General features: G+C 71.5%; 18 protein-coding genes. 8 read left to right on the forward strand and 10 right to left on the reverse strand.

The window, feature by feature from the left end:
• Positions 1–71: 71 nt before the first annotated feature.
• Positions 72–1,061 (forward strand): glycoside hydrolase family 11 protein, encoded by a 990-nt coding sequence (locus ACTMTF_RS08595; protein WP_441110096.1) that lies wholly within the window; start codon positions 72–74, stop codon positions 1,059–1,061.
• 162 nt (positions 1,062–1,223) lie between these two features.
• Positions 1,224–2,591 carry a HAMP domain-containing sensor histidine kinase gene (locus ACTMTF_RS08600; protein ID WP_441110097.1) on the forward strand — a complete coding sequence of 456 codons (1,368 nt, stop codon included), beginning with the start codon at positions 1,224–1,226 and terminating at the stop codon, positions 2,589–2,591.
• Between the two features lie 434 nt (positions 2,592–3,025).
• Here the strand turns inward: ACTMTF_RS08600 and ACTMTF_RS08605 are convergent, their stop codons facing one another.
• Together ACTMTF_RS08605 and ACTMTF_RS08610 are read right to left on the reverse strand one after the other, a co-directional pair.
• Positions 3,026–3,994 carry a hypothetical protein gene (locus tag ACTMTF_RS08605; RefSeq protein ID WP_441110098.1) on the reverse strand — a complete coding sequence of 323 codons (969 nt, stop codon included), beginning with the start codon at positions 3,992–3,994 and terminating at the stop codon, positions 3,026–3,028.
• Positions 3,991–4,335, reverse strand: coding sequence for a PadR family transcriptional regulator (locus tag ACTMTF_RS08610; RefSeq protein WP_441110099.1), 345 nt, complete (start codon positions 4,333–4,335; stop codon positions 3,991–3,993). The genes ACTMTF_RS08605 and ACTMTF_RS08610 overlap by 4 nt, the downstream gene beginning before the upstream one ends.
• A gap of 82 nt (positions 4,336–4,417) precedes the next feature.
• Here ACTMTF_RS08610 and ACTMTF_RS08615 point away from each other — a divergent pair, with 82 nt between their 5' ends.
• Together ACTMTF_RS08615 and ACTMTF_RS08620 are read left to right on the forward strand one after the other, a co-directional pair.
• Positions 4,418–4,870, forward strand: a complete 453-nt coding sequence (locus tag ACTMTF_RS08615; protein WP_441110100.1) for a GbsR/MarR family transcriptional regulator — start codon at positions 4,418–4,420, stop codon at positions 4,868–4,870.
• Positions 4,867–6,081, forward strand: a complete 1,215-nt coding sequence (locus tag ACTMTF_RS08620; RefSeq protein WP_441110101.1) for a glycosyltransferase — start codon at positions 4,867–4,869, stop codon at positions 6,079–6,081. The genes ACTMTF_RS08615 and ACTMTF_RS08620 overlap by 4 nt, the downstream gene beginning before the upstream one ends.
• A gap of 101 nt (positions 6,082–6,182) precedes the next feature.
• On the opposite strand, the gene ACTMTF_RS08625 is transcribed toward ACTMTF_RS08620, so the two are convergent.
• The 3 genes from ACTMTF_RS08625 to ACTMTF_RS08635 form a co-directional block, all read right to left on the reverse strand.
• Positions 6,183–7,082 carry a CHRD domain-containing protein gene (locus tag ACTMTF_RS08625; protein ID WP_441110102.1) on the reverse strand — a complete coding sequence of 300 codons (900 nt, stop codon included), beginning with the start codon at positions 7,080–7,082 and terminating at the stop codon, positions 6,183–6,185.
• 124 nt (positions 7,083–7,206) lie between these two features.
• Complete coding sequence (gene argG / locus ACTMTF_RS08630) at positions 7,207–8,655, reverse strand: argininosuccinate synthase (RefSeq protein ID WP_397016100.1); 1,449 nt, start codon at positions 8,653–8,655, stop codon at positions 7,207–7,209.
• 127 nt (positions 8,656–8,782) lie between these two features.
• The gene (locus ACTMTF_RS08635) at positions 8,783–9,730 is read right to left on the reverse strand and encodes an acyl-CoA desaturase (protein ID WP_441110103.1); all 948 of its coding nucleotides are present in this window, start codon (positions 9,728–9,730) and stop codon (positions 8,783–8,785) included.
• Positions 9,731–9,944: 214 nt separating this feature from the next.
• On the opposite strand from ACTMTF_RS08635, the gene ACTMTF_RS08640 reads away from it, so the two are divergent.
• The 4 genes from ACTMTF_RS08640 to ACTMTF_RS08655 are packed head-to-tail and all read left to right on the forward strand — an operon-like array spanning position 9,945 to position 15,215.
• Entirely contained in the window at positions 9,945–11,216 is a 1,272-nt protein-coding gene (locus ACTMTF_RS08640) for a cytochrome P450 (protein ID WP_441110104.1), read from the forward strand.
• A 2-nt stretch (positions 11,217–11,218) separates the two neighbouring features.
• Positions 11,219–12,796, forward strand: coding sequence for a peroxidase family protein (locus ACTMTF_RS08645; protein WP_441110105.1), 1,578 nt, complete (start codon positions 11,219–11,221; stop codon positions 12,794–12,796).
• Positions 12,793–14,961, forward strand: a complete 2,169-nt coding sequence (locus ACTMTF_RS08650; protein ID WP_441110106.1) for a hypothetical protein — start codon at positions 12,793–12,795, stop codon at positions 14,959–14,961. Before ACTMTF_RS08645 ends, ACTMTF_RS08650 begins: the two co-directional genes overlap by 4 nt.
• Positions 14,961–15,215, forward strand: coding sequence for a hypothetical protein (locus ACTMTF_RS08655; RefSeq protein ID WP_441110107.1), 255 nt, complete (start codon positions 14,961–14,963; stop codon positions 15,213–15,215). Before ACTMTF_RS08650 ends, ACTMTF_RS08655 begins: the two co-directional genes overlap by 1 nt.
• A 129-nt stretch (positions 15,216–15,344) precedes the next feature.
• Here the strand turns inward: ACTMTF_RS08655 and ACTMTF_RS08660 are convergent, their stop codons facing one another.
• The 5 genes from ACTMTF_RS08660 to ACTMTF_RS08680 all read right to left on the reverse strand — a co-directional run bounded on the left by ACTMTF_RS08660 (position 15,345) and on the right by ACTMTF_RS08680 (position 19,919).
• Positions 15,345–16,808, reverse strand: a complete 1,464-nt coding sequence (locus ACTMTF_RS08660; protein WP_441110108.1) for a flavin monoamine oxidase family protein — start codon at positions 16,806–16,808, stop codon at positions 15,345–15,347.
• Positions 16,809–16,913: 105 nt separating this feature from the next.
• Positions 16,914–17,687 carry an IclR family transcriptional regulator gene (locus tag ACTMTF_RS08665; protein WP_441110109.1) on the reverse strand — a complete coding sequence of 258 codons (774 nt, stop codon included), beginning with the start codon at positions 17,685–17,687 and terminating at the stop codon, positions 16,914–16,916.
• A 20-nt stretch (positions 17,688–17,707) separates the two neighbouring features.
• Positions 17,708–18,646 carry a PDR/VanB family oxidoreductase gene (locus ACTMTF_RS08670; RefSeq protein ID WP_441110110.1) on the reverse strand — a complete coding sequence of 313 codons (939 nt, stop codon included), beginning with the start codon at positions 18,644–18,646 and terminating at the stop codon, positions 17,708–17,710.
• Positions 18,643–18,864, reverse strand: a complete 222-nt coding sequence (locus ACTMTF_RS08675) for a hypothetical protein (RefSeq protein WP_397016118.1) — start codon at positions 18,862–18,864, stop codon at positions 18,643–18,645. Before ACTMTF_RS08675 ends, ACTMTF_RS08670 begins: the two co-directional genes overlap by 4 nt.
• Positions 18,864–19,919: a Rieske 2Fe-2S domain-containing protein gene (locus ACTMTF_RS08680; protein ID WP_441110111.1), complete on the reverse strand. Its 1,056-nt coding sequence runs from the start codon at positions 19,917–19,919 to the stop codon at positions 18,864–18,866. Before ACTMTF_RS08680 ends, ACTMTF_RS08675 begins: the two co-directional genes overlap by 1 nt.
• Positions 19,920–19,930: the final 11 nt, after the last annotated feature.

Raw genomic sequence — 19,930 nt, forward strand, 5'->3', positions numbered from 1 at the left:
CCACCCACTGTCGAACCGGGTCGTATCCCGCTTCCTGGCCCGCCAGCCTTCACCGAGGAGGAAGCACGCACATGAACCCCGCCCACCCGAGGAGTCGCAGACGCGGCCGCACGTGGCTGTTCCTCGCCCGTGCCTGCGTCGTGGCGCTGGCCGCCGCCCTCGCGATGCTGCCCGGCATCGCGCACGCGGCCATCACCACGAACCAGACCGGCACCAACAACGGCTACTTCTACTCCTTCTGGACCGACAGCCAGGGCACGGTCTCCATGGAACTGGGGTCCGGAGGCAACTACAGCACCTCATGGAGGAACACCGGGAATTTCGTCGCCGGTAAAGGCTGGAGCACCGGCGGACGCCGGTCGGTGAATTACTCGGGCAGCTTCAATCCGTCCGGCAACGCGTATCTGACCCTCTACGGCTGGACGCGCAACCCGCTCGTCGAGTATTACATCGTCGACAACTGGGGCACCTATCGTCCCACCGGCACGTACAAGGGCACGGTCACCAGCGACGGCGGGACGTACGACATCTACCAGACGATGCGGTACGACGCTCCCTCCATTGAAGGCACCCGGACATTCCCCCAGTTCTGGAGCGTTCGCCAGTCAAAGAAAACGGGCGGCACGATAACGTCCGGCAACCATTTCGACGCATGGGCCAGAAATGGCATGAATCTCGGCAACCATGACTACATGATCCTCGCCACCGAGGGTTACCAGAGCAGCGGGAACTCCAACATCACGGTGGGCGGCACCCCCGGCGGCGGCGACCCCGGCAACCCGGGGAACCCCGGTGGCGGCTGCACCGCCTCCCTGTCCGCGGGTTCGCAGTGGAGCGACCGGTACAACCTGAACGTCTCGGTGAGCGGTTCCAGCAACTGGACCGTGACGATGAACGTGCCGTCCCCAGCGCGGGTCCTGTCCACGTGGAACATCAGCGCCAGCTATCCCAGCTCGCAGGTGCTGACCGCCAGGCCCAACGGCAACGGCAACAACTGGGGCGTGACGATCGAGCACAACGGCAACTGGACCTGGCCGACGGTCTCCTGCAGCGCGGGCTGACCTCGGCGAACCCCACCCGGACACTCCGGACACCCGGTGGCGCGGCGGCCCCTGACCGCCGCGCCACACTGCCGCACTCGGTCCATATGCGGATTCGTACGGGAATCTCCCTGGATTATGGTGAACGCATCCCGGCGTGATCCTCTGGATTCCGGGGTGTGCATGTCCAGACGGGTGGGCCGGTCGCTGAGGGTGCGGCTGGCACTGTTCGCCAGCATCGCCATGCTGCTGCTGAGCATCGTGGTCAATGCCATCGTGCTGTACAGCATCCACAACCAGGCCATCAGCATCCGGGCGCACGAATCGTTCGGCAAGGCCGTGCCGGTGCTCCTCACGATCAAGCGTGATCGGTTGCCCAAGGTGCTGGACGCCCGCGGCCTCGACGGCGTCCAGGTGGTGGACGCCGCCGGGCGGGTGGCCGCCTCGACGCCGAACCTCGCGGGCCTGCCCCGGCTGACCTCGGCGATCCCCCTTCCGGGCCAGGCCAACGGAGTCGCCGAGCTCTGCGACCTGCCCGGGCTGCCCGGCCGGTGTCACGTCGTGACCGTCATGACGGCGTACCAGCCCGACGGCACCTGGCTCGTCTACGCCCTCGCCCCGGACGTGCCCTGGTACGTCAGCCCCGAGGTGCTGATGTTCCAGATCGGCGTGACGGCGGCGCTGATCGCCCTGACCTGGTTGGGGGTGTCGCATGTGGTGGCCGAGACCCTCGCGCCCGTCAACAGCATCACCAGGCACCTGGCCGAGATCACCGCGGACGGAGGCGGGATGCGCCTGCCCGTCCCGGAGAACCTGGACGACGAGATCAGGACCCTGGCCGAGACCGCCAACCAGACACTGGAACGGCTGGAAGCCGCGAGGGCGAAGCAGGAGGCGGCGATGGAGCAGCAGCGCAGGTTCGCCGGGGACGCCTCGCACGACCTGCGCAGCCCCATCACGGCGATGCGCACCCAGGTCGAGGAGGCCATGCTCCACCCCGACCAAGCCGACTGGCCGGCGACCGCCACCGCGCTGATGGCCAGCCTGGACCGGCTCCAGGCCATCGTCACCGACCTGCTCACGCTGACCAAACTGGACACGGGCGCCCCGTCCCACCGTGAGCCCGTGAACCTGGGCGAGCTGGTCGCCGCCGAGACCCACCGGCCGGGCACCAAGCACATCATCACCCGGGTGCACACGGGCGTGGTCGTCATGGGCGACCGGCTGCGCCTGGCCAGGCTCCTGACGAACCTGCTGGACAACGCCGAGCGGCACGCCGAGTCGCAGATCACGGTGACCGTGCGGCGGCAGGACGACCGGGCCGTGCTGGAGGTCCTCGACGACGGCGCCGGCATCGCGCCCGACCAGCGGGAAACGGTGTTCCAGCGCTTCGCCCGCCTCGACGCCTCACGCAACATCGACGCCGGGGGCACCGGGCTCGGGCTCACCATCGCCCGCGAGATCGCGGAGAACCACGGAGGCACGCTCACCATCGAGGATTCCGACGTCGGCGCGCGGTTCGTGCTGCGCATGCCGCTGCTGGAGAGCTGAGTTCCCCCGATCACCCATCGGTGTTCCGTTATCGCTCGCCGCAGGTCGTGGTGTCGGAGATGGACGCGTTCGGCGGCACCGGCTACGACCGGCGGGGCGCGCTGGAGTCCATGGTGCGGACCCCGTCGTGGCGACCTCCAGGGTGCTCGAATACGCCGTCGACGACTTCGCCATCGCGCTGGCCCGCCGCCTCGGGGACGAGGCCGACCACGCGGTTGGGGCCCCGGCACGCCCGTAGGGCCGGGCGGCCCCGTGCCACCCGGCCCGCCATCATCATCCGGCGTCCGCTCGCCAACCCCCCGATAAGCGAGCGGTCGCCCGGTCATCGCCGTCAGCCTCCGGGCTGGCGTTGACCTGGTGTGTTGCTACCCGGAATGACGTAATGCCCCGTTCAAGAGGAGACCGCTTTTGGGGCAGTATCGCGGCCGGCGTCCTCAGCCGCCGGAGCCGAGGCGACGGGGCGTCCGATGGACGAGAGGGATCACCATGGACGGCGCCAGGAGCAGCACCAGGGAGTAGGGGCCGAAGGTCGCCCACAGGCCGGCGGTGAACAGCCCGAGGACTCCGCAGCCCAGGTAGGCGACGGCGAACCGGGACAGGCCGCCGAGCTGTGCCGTGGTCAGGATGCCCGGCCCGGAGGCGAGCCTGATCATCACCAGGGTGAACATCAGGTTGACCGCGATGAAGACCGCGGTGGCCGCGGCGTAAGGCGTGACGAAGCCGTACAGATCGTTGAGCCGTGGCATGCCGGTGCCGCCGCCCAGCGCTTGGTACACCCAGCCCGCCGCATAGCCCCCGATGGCGAACTGGGCGCCGTTGAACAGGCGTTTCCGCAGCGGGTGTCCGTGGCGGACCTTCAGCGCGCCGGTCAGTCCGACCAGGGCGGCGCCCTCGGGACCCACGAGGGTCACGGTGATCAGCACGGCCAGGAAGCTCAGGGAGGCCAGGAACTCCTGCGTCCTGAACCAGGTCGGGATCGAGTCGCACACGACGAAGAGCAGTCCGAGGACCAGCAGCAGGCCCCAGCTGCCCGTCACGGACGCGAGGCCGGACAGCACGATGTGGCCGACGAGCGCGCCGGAGCTCACCAGGACGACGGCCAGGTAGAGGCCGGCCTGCCATGGCATCGCCGACGCGGCCCGCCGGTCCGTGCGCCGGCCGGCCACCGCGACGACGGCCGAGGCCGCGAAGGACATGCCCGTGACCAGCTTGAAGAGCTTGCCGGGCCGGTGGTCGATCAGCGCGGTGAGCTCTTCGGCGCGCAGGGCCGCTCGCTCCGGGTCCTCGTACCGGTGATGCGCGGACCAGGTGACGAGCCTGCGCGCCAGCCAGGGAGACATCTCGGTCAGCTCATTGACGACCAGGCCCGCGACGACGCCGAGGACGATCTCCCAGCCGCTCATCGGGCCTCACGCGGCAACCGGCCGAAGCCGAGCGCGGGGCGTGCCTTGAGTGCGGCGGGCCGGCGTTGCGCCAGAAGGGCCTGAGCCGCCGGAGCGCCCTCACCGGTCAGCCGGTAGAAGCGGCGCCGGGGCCCGGCCTGATCGGGGGCGAGCTGCTCCCATTCGCCGGTGATCCAGCCGGCCTTCTCCAGCCGGTCGAGCACCTTGTAGACGGTCGGCCCGGCCCGGCCCGTCCATTTCATGATCGCCCAGCCGTGGACCCGCGCGTCCTCCTCGAAGGCGCGCACCAACACCTCGAGCACGTCCAGCGTGGGCTGCGTTATGCGTTCGAGACCCGCCATGTTCTTACAGTACCTAGATGAAATAAGAGATGTGCGAGATTTTCTGTTCGGATTCGTCCGAACAATGCGATAGATTCGACGCATGAGCATCGATCATTTCGTGGAGGACGCCGGGCTCTTCTACGAGCGGCTCGGCCTGAGCCGCACGTCCGGGCGGGTCATGGGCTGGCTGCTCACCGCCGACGCCGACAGCGCGGACGCGCCCCAGCTCGCCGAGGCGCTGGCGGTGGCCAAGAGCAGCATGAGCATCGCCCTGCGCCAGCTGGAGCAGGCGGGCATGGTCGAGCGCTTCCGGGTGCGGGGCGAGCGGCGGGACCGCTACCGCCTGGCCGAGGACGTCTTCGCCCGCGCCTTCCGCGCGAAGATGGCCGAGTTCGAGAGCTTCCGCAAGCTGGCCGACCAGGGCCTGCGCGCGGTCGGCGACGATCCGGGGCGCAGGAGGCGGTTGGAGCTGATGCGCGACATGTACGCGTTCATGATGGAGCGCTTCCCCAGCCTCCTGGACGACTGGGACCGCCTGAAGGACGAGCGATGAGACCGTTGCTCATCACCGTGGGCAGCCGTGGGGACGTGCAGCCGTACCTCGCGCTGGCCGCCGGCCTGCGCGCCGCCGGGCACCGGCCGGTCGTGGCGGCCCCGCGCCGGTTCGGCTCCCTGGCCACGCGGCACGGGATCGACTACGTGCCGCTCAACGACGAGATGCTCGACCTGCAGGACGCGGCCAGAGGCGGCGTCAGGGCGGCCGTCACCGCCGCCCGCTCTGTCAAGCCGATGCTCCGCCGCCTGCTCGACGACCAGGCCACGCTGGTCGACCAACATCCCGATGTGGTCATTTATCACCCGAAGTCCCTCGGCGGGCCGTACATCGCCGAGAAGCTCGGCGTGCCGGCCCTCGCCGGCCTGCTCCTCCCCCTCTACGTGCCGACGGACGAGTTCACCTCCCCCATCGTTCCCGTACGGCTCCCGCGTGCGCTCAACCGGGCCGGCTGGCGGATCGCGGCGGCGGTGGAGGCGCCCTACCGGGGGACGGTGCGCAGGTGGCGCGAGGAAGCCCTCGGCCTGCGAGCCGGGTTCCGTCCCGTGGCCGACCTGGTCAAGGCGGGCAGGGTGCTGCACGGCTGGAGCCGGCACCTCCTGCCGGCGCCCGACGACTGGCCCGCCACCGCCCGGCCCACCGGCTTCTGGACGCTGCCCGCCGGCGACGCCTGGACTCCGCCCGACCGGCTGGTCGCGTTCCTGGAGGCGGGCGATCCGCCGGTCTACGTCGGCTTCGGCAGCATGGTCCCCCGCGACCCCGCCGCCCTGACCCGTACCGTGCTCGACGCGGTCCGCGCGGCCGGTCGGCGGGCCGTGCTGGCCACCGGCTGGGGCGGCCTGCGGCCGGACCCGCAGGCCGAGGGGGTGCTGGTGATCGACGAGGCGCCGCACGACTGGCTGCTGCCCCGGATGGCGGCGGTGGTGCACCACGGCGGCGTGGGCACGGTCGCGGCGGCCCTGCGCGCGGGCGTCCCGCAGGTCGTCCGCCCGTTCGTGGGCGACCAGCCGTTCTGGGCCGACCGCCTGCACCGCCTGGGCGTCGCACCCGCGCCGCTCACCGGCCGCCTCACCACCGCCCGGCTGGCCACGGCCATCACCGCCGCCTCGGACTCGACCGCCGAGGCGCGAGCGCTGGCCGACCGCATGGCCACCGAGGACGGCATCGCCGACGCCGTGGCGGCGATCGAGCACACGCTCGCGAACCGGTGACAGGTCCCCGCGAAGGACCGCCGCACGAGAGACGCGCCACACGGAGGACGCGCCGCACGAGCACGGGCCTGTACGGCGCGTGATCCAGGCTGCCGGGCTGGTTACCAGTCGCCCTTGTAGAGCTGGCCACGGACCGCGCCGCCGGGGAACTGGGCGGTGTGCAGGTTCACGTACCAGTTCTTCGGGGTGGTCCAGATGCGGCGGGCCAGCGCTTCGTCGGTCTTCACGCTGCCGGCGAGGCCGTTGACGCCGGGCGGCAGGCCCTTCTTCGCCTCGAAGAAGGGCACCGTCACCGGACCGTTCTTCCCCTTGCGGGCGCGGTGGATGTGCGCGGCGACCGGCGCGCCGACCCGCTTCCACGCGCTGGCGAACCACACCCGGTCGCCCTCCGGCTGCACCAGCCATCCGGCGCGGCCGTTGTCGTCGCCGACCTTGACGCCGGGCGCGGGCACCTCCTGCCGCCCGTCGGCCTGCGTGGTCAGCGTGGTGCCGAACCCGTGCGACAGCACCGTGTCCAGATGTACCGGGCGGATCCGGTACAGCTGAGCCCGTACGGCGCCGGGGGCGAACTCGGCGTTGTGCAGGTTGGCGTACCAGTTGCCGGGGTTGGTGATGATGCGGCGGAGCAGGTCGAGGTCCTTGACCAGGACGGTGCCCTTGACGGCGTGCAGTGAGTTGGGCAGCGCCTCGCCGAAGAACGGGACCTTGACGTCGCCGTTCTCGCCTGATCGGCCCCGGTGGATGTGGAACCCGCTGGGCGCTGCGATCTTGGCCCACCGGACGGCGTAGTCGACCCGGTGGCCATGGATGCGGAACACGGCGAGCGCGCTGCCGTCCAGATCACCCGCCTTGGCCCCTTGGGGGGACACCTCGTTCGCGCCTTTGAGTCCTGCGGCCAGATAGATGGGCGTGCCGGCCTGCGCCGAGATCGGGCTGAGCGAGGTGACGAGCATGACGGCGGCAACGGACAGGCCAGGGACGGTGAGGGTGCGCATGTTCATGATTACCCCTTCGGTTCTCTCTCGCCGTGGTACGGCTCCCTACCGTCAGGGGTTCAACTATTGGAATGTGGATAAATACGCACTCACCTATGCGGGCGCGGAGAACCCGCGCCCGCCAGGTCCACTAGTCGGTGCCGGACTCCATCGCGGCCAGGTCGAGCAGCGCCTCGTCCTCGGGGACCTCGCCACGGGAGGCGATCGCCTCGGCTCCGCCCTCGGGCATCTCGCCGATCAGCTCGGTCGGGGCCGGCTGCGCGGCGCCGATCAACGCCGGGTGCGCGCTGCCGACCAGACCGAGCCTCGCGTACTGCTCAAGCCTGGAGCGGGAGTCGGCGATGTCCAGGTTGCGCATGGTCAGCTGGCCGATGCGGTCCACCGGGCCGAAGGCGGAGTCCTCGGTGCGCTCCATGGACAGCTTGTCCGGGTGGTAGCTGAACGCCGTGCCGGAGGTGTCCAGGATGGAGTAGTCCTCGCCACGCCGCAGCCGCAGCGTCACCTCGCCGGTGACCGCCGTCCCGACCCAGCGCTGCAGCGCCTCGCGGACCATCAGCGCCTGGGGGTCCAGCCAGCGGCCTTCGTACAGCAGCCTGCCCAGCCGCCGCCCGTCGTTGTGGTAGCTGGCGAGGGTGTCCTCGTTGTGGATCGCGTTGACCAGCCGCTCGTAGGCGGCGTGCAGCAGCGCCATGCCGGGAGCCTCGTAGATGCCCCGGCTCTTGGCCTCGATGATCCGGTTCTCGATCTGGTCGGACATGCCCATGCCGTGCCGGCCGCCGATGGCGTTGGCCTCCAGCACCAGGTCGACGTCGGAGGCGAACTCCTTGCCGTTGATGGTCACCGGCCGGCCCTGCTCGAAGCCGACGGTGACGTCCTCGGCGGCGATCTCGACGTCGGGGTCCCAGAACCGCACGCCCATGATGGGGTTGACGATCTCGATGCCCGCGTCGAGGTGCTCCAGCGCCTTGGCCTCGTGGGTCGCGCCCCAGATGTTCGCGTCGGTGGAGTAGGCCTTCTCGGTGCTGTCACGGTAGGGCAGGTCGCGGTCGAGCAGCCACTCCGACATCTCCCTGCGGCCGCCGAGCTCGCTGACGAAGTCGGCGTCCAGCCACGGCTTGTAGATCCGCAGCGAGGGGTTGGCGAGCAGGCCGTAGCGGTAGAACCGCTCGATGTCGTTGCCCTTGAAGGTGGAGCCGTCTCCCCAGATCTGCACGCCGTCCTCGAGCATGGCGCGCACCAGCAGGGTGCCCGTGACGGCCCGGCCGAGCGGGGTGGTGTTGAAGTAGGTGCGGCCGCCGGAGCGGATGTGGAAGGCCCCGCAGGCCAACGCCGCGAGCCCCTCCTCCACCAGAGCCGCCCGGCAGTCGACCAGCCGGGCGACTTCCGCGCCGTAGGCCGTGGCCCGGCCGGGGACGGAGGCGATGTCGGGCTCGTCGTACTGGCCGATGTCAGCGGTGTAGGTGCACGGGACCGCGCCCTTCTCGCGCATCCACGCGACCGCTACGGAGGTGTCGAGGCCGCCGGAGAAGGCGATCCCGACACGCTCGCCGACAGGCAGAGAGGTGAGTACCTTGGACACGAGCAGAAGTATATACACAGGACTGCATGACCATGCAAGAGTGTCCTGACGAGCGGTTTCGCGGCGCGTCCGGCGGATGATCGAGGAACATTTCGCGGCGCATCGGCGGATGATCGGCCAGCGGCCGTCACCGGGGCCGATCGTGCCGGTGGGCGGCGAGGCGGGACGGGCTCGGCCAGCGCACCGCGTAGGCCCAGCCCGCCCGCTCGAACCAGCGGATCAGCCGGGCGCTGGCGTCGAACTGGCCCTTGAGCACGCCGTGACGGGCGCAGGTCGGCTCCACGTGGTGCCAGTTGTGCCAGCCCTCGCCGAGCGTCAGCATCGCCACCCACCACACGTTCGAGGAGCGGTCCCGGGTGCGGAACGGGCGGTCGCCGAAGGTGTGCGCGATGGAGTTGACCGACCAGGTGACGTGGTGGACCACGGCGTAACGGACCAGGCCGCCCCAGAAGAGCGCGCTCCACATGCCCGCCCACGACATCGACCACAGCCCGCCGACTGCGGCGGGCAGCGCGAACGACGCGAACACGACCGCCGGATAGGCGGCGTCGAACCGCCGGACGTCCGGATCGGCCAGCAGGTCCGGCACCCAGTGCTGGGCGTTGGAGCGGCGGCGGGCGGTGTAGAACCAGCCGACGTGGGCGTGCAGCATGCCGCGCAGCAACGCCAGGCCGCTGTCGCCGTAGCGCCACGGCGAGTGCGGGTCGCCCTCGCGGTCGGCGTACTTGTGGTGCCTGCGGTGCTCGGCGGCCCACAGCATGACCGGCCCCTCGACGGCCATCCCGCCGGCCAGCATGAGCGCGATCCGCAGCCCCCGGCGGCACTTGAAGGCCCGATGGGTGAAGAGCCGGTGGTAGCCGATGGCGATCCCGAAGATGCTGACCAGGTACATCACCAGCGCGATGACCAGGTCGCGCGGCCCGACGCCCCACCCCCAGGCGGCGGGCACCGCGAGGGCCAGCAGCAGCACAGGCAGCACGACCAGCACGACCAGGTAGACGGCGCGGCGGCCGGTGGTGACCGCCACCGTCTCCACCAGGGCCGAGCCCGGCCGGGGCGTGGATGACGAGGTCACACTGCCTCCTCAGGAGCCAGACGATGGGGCACCTATTCAATGGCCGGATCCCCGCCATGCGGCTATGACCTGACAGTGACGACTTCGTCACTCAATGGAAGCAAAACAATGCGCTCCGTAGCCATGAAGAAATACCTGACACGTCCCTAGATTGTGGTTGCACAGCGTGATCATCGCTGTTCGCTCCGAAATCAGGCGGAAGGGGTGCCACGGCATGGGTGCTGTCGGCCAAGCGACCACGGGTGGCCATCTGGAGAGATACGAGGAGGCGCTCGCCCGTGATCCTCTGGCCGCGTTCGGCCTGGTCCAGGAGTGGATGCGCACGGAGTGGCGGACCCTGTTCGCCGAGCTCCGGGAGCGGCGGCCCATCTTCGTCACCCCCGCCTTCACGGTCGTGACCCGCTACGCCGACGTCACCGAGGTGCTCTCCCGTGAGGAGGTCTTCTCCGTGCGCGCCTTCGGGCCGCGTCTGGACGCCGCGCTGGGCGGCCCGTTCATGCTGGGCAGGGACGCCACGGCGATGAACTGGCGGGAGAAGGGCCTGATGCAGGTCATGCTCGACCCGCGTGACGTGGCCGACGTGCGCGAGCTGGCCGGGAGCCTCGCCGACGAGCTGCTGGACATCGCCTGGCCCGACGGGCGCGTGGAGGCGGTCCACGAGCTGTTCCGGCCCGTCGCCCTGGGCGTGTGCGCGCGTTACTTCGGCTTTCCCGGCCCCGACCAGCAGACGCTGTCGCGCTGGACGCGGGCCGTCGTCACCGACGGCTTCGCCAACTTCCTGGGAGACCCGGGCATCCAGGCCGCGTCGGTCCGCGCGGGCACGGAGATGATCGGCTACCTGCGCGACCGGCTCGCCGAATACCGGGCGAGGCACGACCGGCCCGACGACGTCTTCGCCCGGCTGGCCCGCTCCGACCTGCCCGACGACCGCATCGTGATCAACATGGCCGGCCTGCCCCTGGGCTTCGTGGAGAGCGCGCCCGGCGCCATGGTGGAGGCGGTCGAGCAGCTTCTGCTCCGCCCCGAGACGCTGGCCCAGGCCACCGCCTCCGCCGGCGACCCGGAGCGCTTCGACCGCTACGTCTGGGAGGCGCTGCGGTTCAACCCGTTCTTCAAGCTGCTCCCCCGGCTCTGCGAGCGCGACCACGTCCTGGCCGCCGGCACCGCGCGCAGCACGGTGATCCCGGCGGGCACGTTCGTGCTGGCGTCACCGGCGTCGGCCATGTTCGACGCGGACGTGGTGCCGGAGCCCGAGGAGTTCCGGCTCGACCGGCCGGGCCACCATCAGCTGTTCTTCGGCTACGGCCATCACGCCTGTCTCGGCGTCCATCCGGCCAGGGTGGTGGTCGCCGAGACCGTACGCCGTCTGCTGCTGCGTCCCGGGGTGCGCCTGCTGCCGCCGCCCGAGGGGCGGATCGAGCGCACCCAGGGGATCTTCCCCGACCGGTTCGTCCTCGGGCTCGGCGTCGAGGGGCGGGAGAGCTGACGATGGCGGCGAGCAGAGCGCGCGGCATCGCCACGGACGGGCTCGTCAACCGGCTCAGGTTCCTGGCCTTGATCAACGGCCGGCCGTTCTGGGACCTCGTGCAGACGATCGAGCCGGTCCGGCGCCGGGTCAACGCCTCGCTGATCGACCACGCGGTCCGCGAGATGCCGCCCCGGCCGGAGCCGCTGAGCACGATGGCCGCCTACACCTCGTGGGCCTCGCTGACCGACCGCACCTACAGCGGCAGGCACCTGCCCCCCGTCACGGCCCCCGAGGGGAGCCGGCCCACCCCTGAGCGCGCGGCCGACCTGTTCACCCGTGGCGAGACGATCCTCTGCCCGCGCTCCACGGTGCTGTTCGCCTACTTCGCCCAGTGGTTCACCGACGGCTTCCTACGCGGCGACACCAACATCCCGCGCGACCCGCGTAAGAACAGCTCCAACCACCACATCGACCTCAACCAGCTGTACGGCCTCGACGAGGCGGCGACGGCGGCGCTGCGCGCGTTCGACGGCGGGCTGCTGAAGAGCCAGCTCATCAACGGCGGGGAGTTCCCGCCCTACCTGTGCGAGGACGGCAAGATCAAGCCGGAGTTCGACCCGCTGAGCGTCATCCGCTTCGACGAGCTCACCGACGCCCAGCGCGACACGCTGTTCGCCACCGGGAGCGACCGGGGCAACATCCAGCTCGGCTTCACCATGCTCACGGTGTTGTTCCTGCGCGAGCACAACCGGGTCGCCCGGCTGCTCGCCCGGCACTACCCGCGCTGGGACGACGAGCGGCTGTTCCAGACGACGCGCAACATCCTCATCGTGCTGCTGATCAAGCTGGTGGTCGAGGAGTACATCAACCACATCACCCCCTACCATTTCCGGTTCACCCTGGACCGGCGGCTGTCGGCGATGCTGGCCGGCGCGCCCTGGCACCGGCAGAACTGGGCCTCGGTGGAGTTCAACCTCGTCTACCGCTGGCACAGCCTGATCCCGTCGCACCTGTCGGTGGGCGGGAGCGACCTGCCGATGGCGCGGACCCTGCTCGGCGGCTCGCTCATCCCCGGCCCCGGGCTCGGCAAGCTCTTCGAGGACGCCTCGCTCCAGCGGGCCGGCCGCATCTGCCTGTTCAACACCGATCCCCTGCTGCGGGAGGTCGACGTGGCCAGCATCGCCGACTCCCGCGCGCTCGGCCTGGCCCCGTACAACAGCTACCGCGAGCACTGCCGCTTCCCCAGGGTGCGCACGTTCGCGCAGATCTCCGGCAACGAGCGGGTGACCGGCGCGCTGCGCGAGCTCTACCACGGCGTCGACGACCTCGACCTGTACGTCGGGTTGTTCGCCGAGGAGCCCGGATCCCCCGGCGCGATCCTGCCACCGCTGCTCACCAAGATCATCGCCATCGACGCCTTCTCCCAGGCGCTCACCAACCCCCTGCTGGCGCCACGGGTGTTCAACGCCGCCACCTTCTCCCCGTACGGCATGCGGATCATCACGACCACCCGCACGCTCTCGGATGTGCTGCACCGCAACACGCCGGAGGACCCGAGCCCCCGCTACGTCAGCATGTCCCGGCGGTCGCGGCCATGAGCGGGAAGGGCGATCCCGCCGCCGGGGCGTTGCGTGCGGCGGCACGTGAGCTGGTCGACGTCGCGGTCACGGTTCAGGAGGCGGCGGCGCACGCGACGGCCGCGCTCACCGACGGCGCGCTGCTGCGCGCCCTGCCGCGCACCCCGGCCGCGGGCCATCCGGCCTACCGCGCGCTGCTGCGGGCGACCACCAACGACCAGGGGCTCGGGTACGCGTTCACCGGCGGCCGGCTGGCCACCGTCGCGGCCAAGGCCGGCGCCGTGGCCGGGGCGGAGAGCCTGGCGGTGCGCGTGCTGGCCACCTCACTGCGGCTGCGCATCGCCGCCGTCGCCGTCGACCATCCCGAGCTGGCCGACGATCGCATGCTGGCCCGGCTCATCGACGCGGCCGCCGCCGACCGTGACCTGGAGGCCGTCCGCGCGCTGCGCGCCCTGCTCAAGGACCGTGGCGCGGTGCACGCGCTCAGCCAGCTCGCCCCGGTCTTCGGCGAGGTTCTGGCCCTGCGCGCGCTGCTGGACGAGAACCCGCTCAACGACGCCGCCGCCTGGCTCATCGCGACCGGGAAGGGCTACGCCACCGCCGACCCCCTCACCGGCCTGAGCAACAGGGCCGTGGCCGTCCTCGACACGGGCGAGGGCGCCGCGCGCCGGACCGAGCTGACCGGCGCCGAAGCCGCGCGGCTGAGCCGGCGGGGGTCGCTGCTCGGCTTCCTGCGCAACATCAGCACGGTCGGCACCACGGGCCGGATCCTCATCCAGAGCGTCGAGGGCCCTGACGGAGTGGTCCGCCACGTCCTCCAGGCGCCGGGCATGCGGGCCGGACGGCCCAGCAGCGACTCGCCCCAGGACCTGCTCGGCGCGTTCAGCAGCGCCGTGCTGGACAGCAGCCCCTTCAGCCGGGCGCTGGCCAGGGCCGTCGCCGACTACGGGCTGCCGGACGGCGCCGAGCTGGCGCTCGTGGGACACAGCGCGGGCGGCGCGGCGATCATGAACCTGGCGCAGGACGCCGAGTTCTGCGCCCGCTACACGGTCACCCACGCCATCGCCATCGGCTCGCCCGTCGACTTCAAGCGGCCCGCCGACCCGCGCACCTTCGTCGCCAGCGTCACCAACCAGCACGACATCATCCCCACCCTCGACGGGCAGGGCGCGGGCGGCTGCTTCGACCTGCATCCCGACTGGTACGTGGTCGACTACTTCGACGCCACCCACCTGTTCCCGCTCTGCCACAGCGTCGAGCACTATCTGGCCAACCTCACCGACGACCTGCCCGACGCCCGTGCGCACCTCGACCAGCGACTCACGCCCTTCGCCGGGCCGGTCGTGCGCTCGCAGGCCTACCAGCTGTTCGACCGCGTCCCCGACCTGTCGGATTTCCCCTTCCTGACCGTGCCGACCTACTCGGTGGACGGCCCGGCGGGAGCGGTCGAGCTGCCGATCAGGTGCCGGGACGGCAGCGCGCTCACGGCGTACTTCACCGTGGATCCGGCGGCGGCGGGCCGGCTGCTGGAGGGCACCGGCACGGGCTCCGCGCTGCGGGTCGGGGGCCGCGCCCTGGTCGCCGTGCACGCCGCCTGGAACCGGCGCACCAGCGCGGGCGGCTACCGCGAGCTGCACCTCGGCGTCGTCGTGCCGGGGCCGGTCGGCGGCAGGCTCCGGCGGTCCATCCTGGCCTGGCCCGACCTGCTGCGCGGCGCGGGCCGGCGGCGCTCGGGCAACCATCTGGTCGGCTCGGTGGTCGACACGGCCGCCGCCCTCGCGGTCGCGCCCCGGCTGTGGGGTGGCGAGCCGCACCAGACGCCGCTGGAGTTCAGGCTGACCAGGCGGTGCGCGCGCGTCACCGTCGGGTCTCCCGGCGACCACGTTCTCACCCTGCGGGGGCGGCTCGGTCCCTGGCTGCCCGTGCCGGACCGCGACCTGGTCGGCTACGCGGGCGGGGCCGGCGCCACGCTGCGCTCGTCCGTACGGACCCGCGGGCCGGCCCGGTTGCACCCCATGCCGCTGCTGCGGCTGACCGTCGACCCGGAGTCCGCGCACCCGCTGGCCGACCGGCTGCGCGAACTGGGGCTCGACGGCGCCCGGCCCCTGCTGTGCCTGGCGTCCACCCGTCGTCAGGCGCTCCGCGACGCCGCCGTCCCGGTGGCCGCCCGCTGCCCGGAGGCGTGATGTCAGCCGACCTCGCGGCGATCGCCGCCCACGCCGAAGCCCTCCGCGCGGACGCCGACGCCCTCACCGCCTGCGCCGACCGCCTCCGGGAGATCGAAGCCGGCCTGGCGGCCAGCGGCATCGCCCCCTCCTGGCTACGCGCATCGGTGAGCGCCCACCGCGCCGCCTGCACCGCCGCCGCCGCCGACCTGAACGCGGCAGCGGCCCGCCTGCACCAGTACAGCAACGCCCCTCGCCCCACCGCCCAGCCCTGAGGGGCTGAACGGCGGGGAGCTTGAGCAATGAGGGGCTGAACGGCGAGGGGCTTGAGCGGTGAAGGGCTGAACGGCGAGCAGCTGGGCGGCGGACCGCCCAGCCTTACCGCCGCACGGGTTTCCCCCTGTTCAGTCTGCTTGGTGTACGGCGCGGGCGGCGCTCAGGCCGGATTCCAGGGCGCCCTCTATCCAGGCGTGCCACAGTGAGCAGTGCTCGCCGGCGAAGTGCACGCGGCCCTCCGGGGCGATGATCGCGTCGTGCAGGTTGCTCTGCTGGTGTGGCTCGAACAGGGCGAAGGCCCCGGCCGCGTAGGGGTCGTTGTACCAGGCGTGGGTGACGCCGATCTCGAAGTGGTCGTGGATCTCGGGGTGGATCTTGGCGACGTCCTCCAGCGCCTGCTCGATCCGCTTCTGCGCGGACATCGCCCCCCACCGCAGCGCGTCCTGCCCCCAGGTGTAGCTCGCCAGCAGGATCGAGCGCTCGTCTCCGGCGGCGGGGTGCGAGGGGTAGCAGATGCGCCGGATCGGCAGGTCGGTGACCGTGGTGCCGCCGACGATGCCGTCGGTCTGCTCCCAGAAGGCCCGGCGTACCTGCAGGAGGATCTTGGTGGAGGCGTTGTAGTTGAGCTCGCGGATGGCGCGCTGCTTGCGCCGGGAGAAGGCGGGCCTGGTCTCGACGTCGCGCAGCACCGAGAACGGGATGGTGCAGATGGCGTAGTCGCCGGTGATCGTCGTCCGGCCGGAGCCCGTCCTGACGTGCAGGCTGACCGTGTGGTCGCCCTGTTCGATGGCCGTGACCTCGTGGCCGAACCGGATGTGCCGCCTGAGCTCGTGGTAGAAGGCGGTGGGCAGCAGGTCGGAGCCGCCCTCGATCTCCTGCATGTCCTCGAAGGCCCGCCCGATGATCTCGCGGAACTGCTCGATGACGGCGGCGTTGAGGTTGGACTCCCGGAAGCTCATGACGCCGTAAAGCTCGATGGCCCCTTCGGAGAACCCTCGCTCACGCAGGAAGCTGCGGATGGAGTAGCGGTCGTATTCGGCGCAGATGCGGTCGAGCGCGTTCTCTCCTTCCTGGGCGTACAGGTCGTGGATCTCCTGGGTGGCGGCGCGCCACAGGTCTTCGTAGGAGCGGCCGCGCTCGTGCTCGGCCAGCTCGAAGTCGATGATCTGCGGGTCGGCGTTGAGGGTGCCGATCGTGGTCCTGACGCCCTGGATGTACGCCAGCGTCCTGGGGTTGCCCATGACGAAGGGGCGCAGCTTCAGCCCGAACCGCGCGCAGTAGGCGAGGGTGAGGTCGTGCACGCGGGGGATGCGCATGGCGCCCGCCTCGGCGTACAGGCCGGGGGCGAAGTCTCGCAGGGTGAGCACCCGCCCGCCGACCCGCTGCTGGGCCTCCAGGACGACGGGGTCGTGGCCCTGGCGCATCAGCTCGTAGGCGGCGACCAGGCCGGCCATCCCGGCTCCGATGATCAGCACGCGCTTGCGCGGGCGTCCGCCGGGGCCGAGGCCGCGCTCGGCCGTCGCGATCAGGTCGGCCGGCACCCGGAGGTCGTGGTGGGGCCGGGGCACCCCGGTGGCGGGTGCGGCCGGCATCGCCTGGTTCTCGTCCAGAGGGTCACGCTCCTCGTGTAGTGATAACGGAAAGCGTTCCTAGTATCACTTTAAGTTAAAGCTTTGGCGAGGAGAAGGGCAAAACGATCAGATGAACGGCGGCAGCGCGCGGGAGATGGCGCGGGCGCTGGTGAGCACCAGCGGGGCGAGCGCGTGGGGTGAGGCGCTGCCGTGGTGCACGACGAGGGACACGGCGGCGACCACCTCGCCCTGGGCGTTCTGGATGGGCGCGGCGACCGAGAGGGCGTCCGTGGTGACCTGCCGGTCGCTGATCGCGTAACCGCGGGCGCGGGTGTCGGCGAGCGTGGCGCGCAGCTGGTGGGGTGTGGTCAGCGTACGGTCCGTGTAGCGCTTGATGGGCCGGGCCAGGACCTGTTCCAGCACGTCGGCGGGGGCGTAGGCGAGCAGGACGAGCCCGACGCCGGTGGCGGTGAGCGCGAATCGGCCGCCGACGCGGGTGAGCACCGGCACGGCCTTGCTGCCGGCGATGCGCTCGACGAAGACGACCTCGGGCCCTTCCCGTACGGCCATCTGCACGTTCTCGCGGGTCACCTGGGACAGGTCCTCCAGGAAGGGCAGGGCGCATTCGCGCAGGCCCTGGCCGCGCGGGGCGAGCGAGCCGATCTCCCACAGGCGCAGGCCGATGTGGTAGCAGCCGGAGACGTCACGTTCGAGCGCGCCCCAGGCGACCAGCTCGGAGGCCAGCCGGTGCGCGGTGGAGACGGGCAGGTGGGAGTAGCGGGATAGCTCGCTGAGGGTGAGCGAGCGCCGGTCGGGCGTGAACGCGCCGAGGAGCTGCAGCGCGCGTGCGACGACCGGGCCGGTGCGTTCGGCCGGGTGCCGGGGCGCGGGCACCTGCATGGGCGGCTCCTGGGGCGGGGTCAGAGGTCGAGGACCAGCTTGGGGCAGGCGGCGCGGGAGACGCAGATGAGCATGGTGTCGCCCACCGCCTGCTCCTCGGGGGTGAGGAGGGAGTCCCGATGGTCCACGGTACCTGCGAGTACGCCCGTCTCGCAGGTGCCGCAGGTCCCTTCGCGGCAGGAGGTGAGGACCTGGACGCCCGCCTCTTCCAGGACTTCGAGGATCGACCGGTCGGGTGGCACGGTGCAGGTGAGCCCGGTGCCGGCGAGCTCGACCTCGAAGGACCCCGTCAGCAGGGGGTCGCCCGCGTCCTTGGGGGTGAACCGCTCGACGTGCAGGGTGCCGGGGGGCCGTCCGGCGCAGTGTTTCTCGACGGCGTCCAGCAGCGGGGCGGGCCCGCAACAGTAGACGAGGGTGTCCGGTGTCACCTCCGCCAGGAGGCTCTCCAGGTCGAGCAGGCCGTGTTCGTCCTGGGGGCGCAGGTCGACCCGGTCGCCGTGGGTGGCGCGCAGCTCGCGGGTGAAGGCCATCGACGCCGCCGTGCGGCCTCCGTACAGCAGCCGCCATTCGGCGCCGGCGGCGTCGGCGGCGGCGATCATCGGCAGGATGGGGGTGATCCCGATCCCGCCCGCGATGAACAGGTAGCGGGGCGCCGGCTGGAGGGGGAAGTGGTTGCGCGGCCCCCGGACCGTGACCGTCGTCCCCGGGATGAGCTCGTGCACGAGCGCCGAGCCGCCCCGGCCGCCGGGCTCGCGCAGGACGGCGATCCGCCAGGCCGTGCGCTCGGCCGGATCGCCGCACAGCGAGTACTGGCGGACCACGTCGCCGGGCAGCACCAGGTCGATGTGCGCGCCGGGCGTCCAGGCGGGCAGCGCGCCGCCGGCCGGGTCGCGCAGGCCGAGGACCAGGACGCCCTCGGCCGCCCACTCGCGGGAGTGCACGACGAGTTCGAGGCTCATCGCCGGGCTCCCGTGCCCGACAGCTCCGCCGCGCCGTCCAGGGCGGGGGCGTCATGCCCGACGGGGTGGCCGAGCAGCCAGTCCCACACCTCGACGGGGCCTTCCGCGATGTACGCCGCGCCGCAGTGGCAGGTGCCGCGCAGCAGGTCGCTGCCCGGCAGCCACACCACGCGCAGCACGCCGGGGCCGGTGAGCATGCGGGTGGGTTCGACGTTCATCACGCCGTCCGGGCCGGGGCCGTGCTCGGCTCGACCAGCTTGGCCAGCATCCGCCGGGCGGCCAGCCCGCCGGTGTCGATGTTGATCGACAGCTCCTGGTAGCCCGCGGGCTCGCTCGCGATCACCTGCTCCAGCACGTCGAGCGCGGCGACGTCCTGCAGCACGACCGTACGGTTCTGCTCGGCGAGGAAGTCCGAGACGCCCTGGTCGTCGAGGGCGAAGTCCCGGGCGACGGCCCAGAAGTCGTGCGTGCTGTGCTCGGTCTCGGGGGTGATGGCGTAGACGACCTCGACGTGGAAGGCGTCCGGGTCGCTGCCGTCCGGGCGGGGCAGCACGCCGAGCGGCGCGATCCGCGAGTGCAGCTTGTACAGGCACGGCGGGGTGTACTCGATGTCCTGCCAGCGCATGATGCGGCCGGTCAGGCCGGTGGACTTGGCGTAGAAGGGCGGGCATTCGGCGTCGTCCATGTGCCTGCTGACGTAGACGATGCCGGCCTCGTCGTCGACCTCGGTGGTCGTCGGGGTGGCGGCCACCTCCGGGGTGCCGATGTAGCCGCCGTGCAGGTACGTCTCGTGCGACAGGTCGAGCAGGTTGTCCACCAGCAGCCCGAAGCGCGCCTTGAGCGGCTCCATGCCGGACACGGTGGTGTAGTCGGGCGCGGCCAGCCAGGGCGCCCTCGGCACGGCGGCGGCGTCGGCCTTGGCGGGGTCGCCGATCCACACCCAGACGAACGAGTCCTGCTCCACGACCGGGTAGCTCTTCAGCCGGGCGGTGCGCGGCACCCGGGTCTGGCCGGGGACGGCGACGCAACGGCCGTCGGCGCCGTAGGTGAAGCCGTGGTAGCCGCACACCACCTGGTCGTCGACCAGCCGGCTCGGCGCCTCGGACAGCGGGAAGCGTCGGTGCACGCAGCGGTCCGACATGGCGGTGACCTGCCCCCCGGTGGTGCGCCAGAACAGGATCGACTCGCCGCAGATGGTGCGGCTGAACAGCTCCTGGCCGATCTCGCGCCCGTACGCCGCGACGTACCACTGGTCGGTGGGAATAGACGACACAGGCGACTCCT

Origin of the sequence: Nonomuraea sp. ZG12 (assembly GCF_052068115.1) — a bacterium.
In the GTDB taxonomy this organism is placed as follows: domain Bacteria; phylum Actinomycetota; class Actinomycetes; order Streptosporangiales; family Streptosporangiaceae; genus Nonomuraea.

Excerpts from the sequence above, each read along its gene's own strand:
- ACTMTF_RS08625 (WP_441110102.1), bottom strand. The coding sequence starts at position 7,082 with ATGAACATGCGCACCCTCACCGTCCCTGGCCTGTCCGTTGCCGCCGTC.
- ACTMTF_RS08610 (WP_441110099.1), bottom strand. The coding sequence starts at position 4,335 with ATGGCGGGTCTCGAACGCATAACGCAGCCCACGCTGGACGTGCTCGAG.
- ACTMTF_RS08640 (WP_441110104.1), top strand. The coding sequence starts at position 9,945 with ATGGGTGCTGTCGGCCAAGCGACCACGGGTGGCCATCTGGAGAGATAC.
- ACTMTF_RS08620 (WP_441110101.1), top strand. The coding sequence starts at position 4,867 with ATGAGACCGTTGCTCATCACCGTGGGCAGCCGTGGGGACGTGCAGCCG.
- ACTMTF_RS08675 (WP_397016118.1), bottom strand. The coding sequence starts at position 18,864 with ATGAACGTCGAACCCACCCGCATGCTCACCGGCCCCGGCGTGCTGCGC.
- ACTMTF_RS08605 (WP_441110098.1), bottom strand. The coding sequence starts at position 3,994 with ATGAGCGGCTGGGAGATCGTCCTCGGCGTCGTCGCGGGCCTGGTCGTC.
- ACTMTF_RS08615 (WP_441110100.1), top strand. The coding sequence starts at position 4,418 with ATGAGCATCGATCATTTCGTGGAGGACGCCGGGCTCTTCTACGAGCGG.
- ACTMTF_RS08660 (WP_441110108.1), bottom strand. The coding sequence starts at position 16,808 with ATGCCGGCCGCACCCGCCACCGGGGTGCCCCGGCCCCACCACGACCTC.
- ACTMTF_RS08595 (WP_441110096.1), top strand. The coding sequence starts at position 72 with ATGAACCCCGCCCACCCGAGGAGTCGCAGACGCGGCCGCACGTGGCTG.
- ACTMTF_RS08600 (WP_441110097.1), top strand. The coding sequence starts at position 1,224 with ATGTCCAGACGGGTGGGCCGGTCGCTGAGGGTGCGGCTGGCACTGTTC.
- ACTMTF_RS08650 (WP_441110106.1), top strand. The coding sequence starts at position 12,793 with ATGAGCGGGAAGGGCGATCCCGCCGCCGGGGCGTTGCGTGCGGCGGCA.
- ACTMTF_RS08655 (WP_441110107.1), top strand. The coding sequence starts at position 14,961 with ATGTCAGCCGACCTCGCGGCGATCGCCGCCCACGCCGAAGCCCTCCGC.
- ACTMTF_RS08645 (WP_441110105.1), top strand. The coding sequence starts at position 11,219 with ATGGCGGCGAGCAGAGCGCGCGGCATCGCCACGGACGGGCTCGTCAAC.
- ACTMTF_RS08665 (WP_441110109.1), bottom strand. The coding sequence starts at position 17,687 with ATGCAGGTGCCCGCGCCCCGGCACCCGGCCGAACGCACCGGCCCGGTC.
- ACTMTF_RS08670 (WP_441110110.1), bottom strand. The coding sequence starts at position 18,646 with ATGAGCCTCGAACTCGTCGTGCACTCCCGCGAGTGGGCGGCCGAGGGC.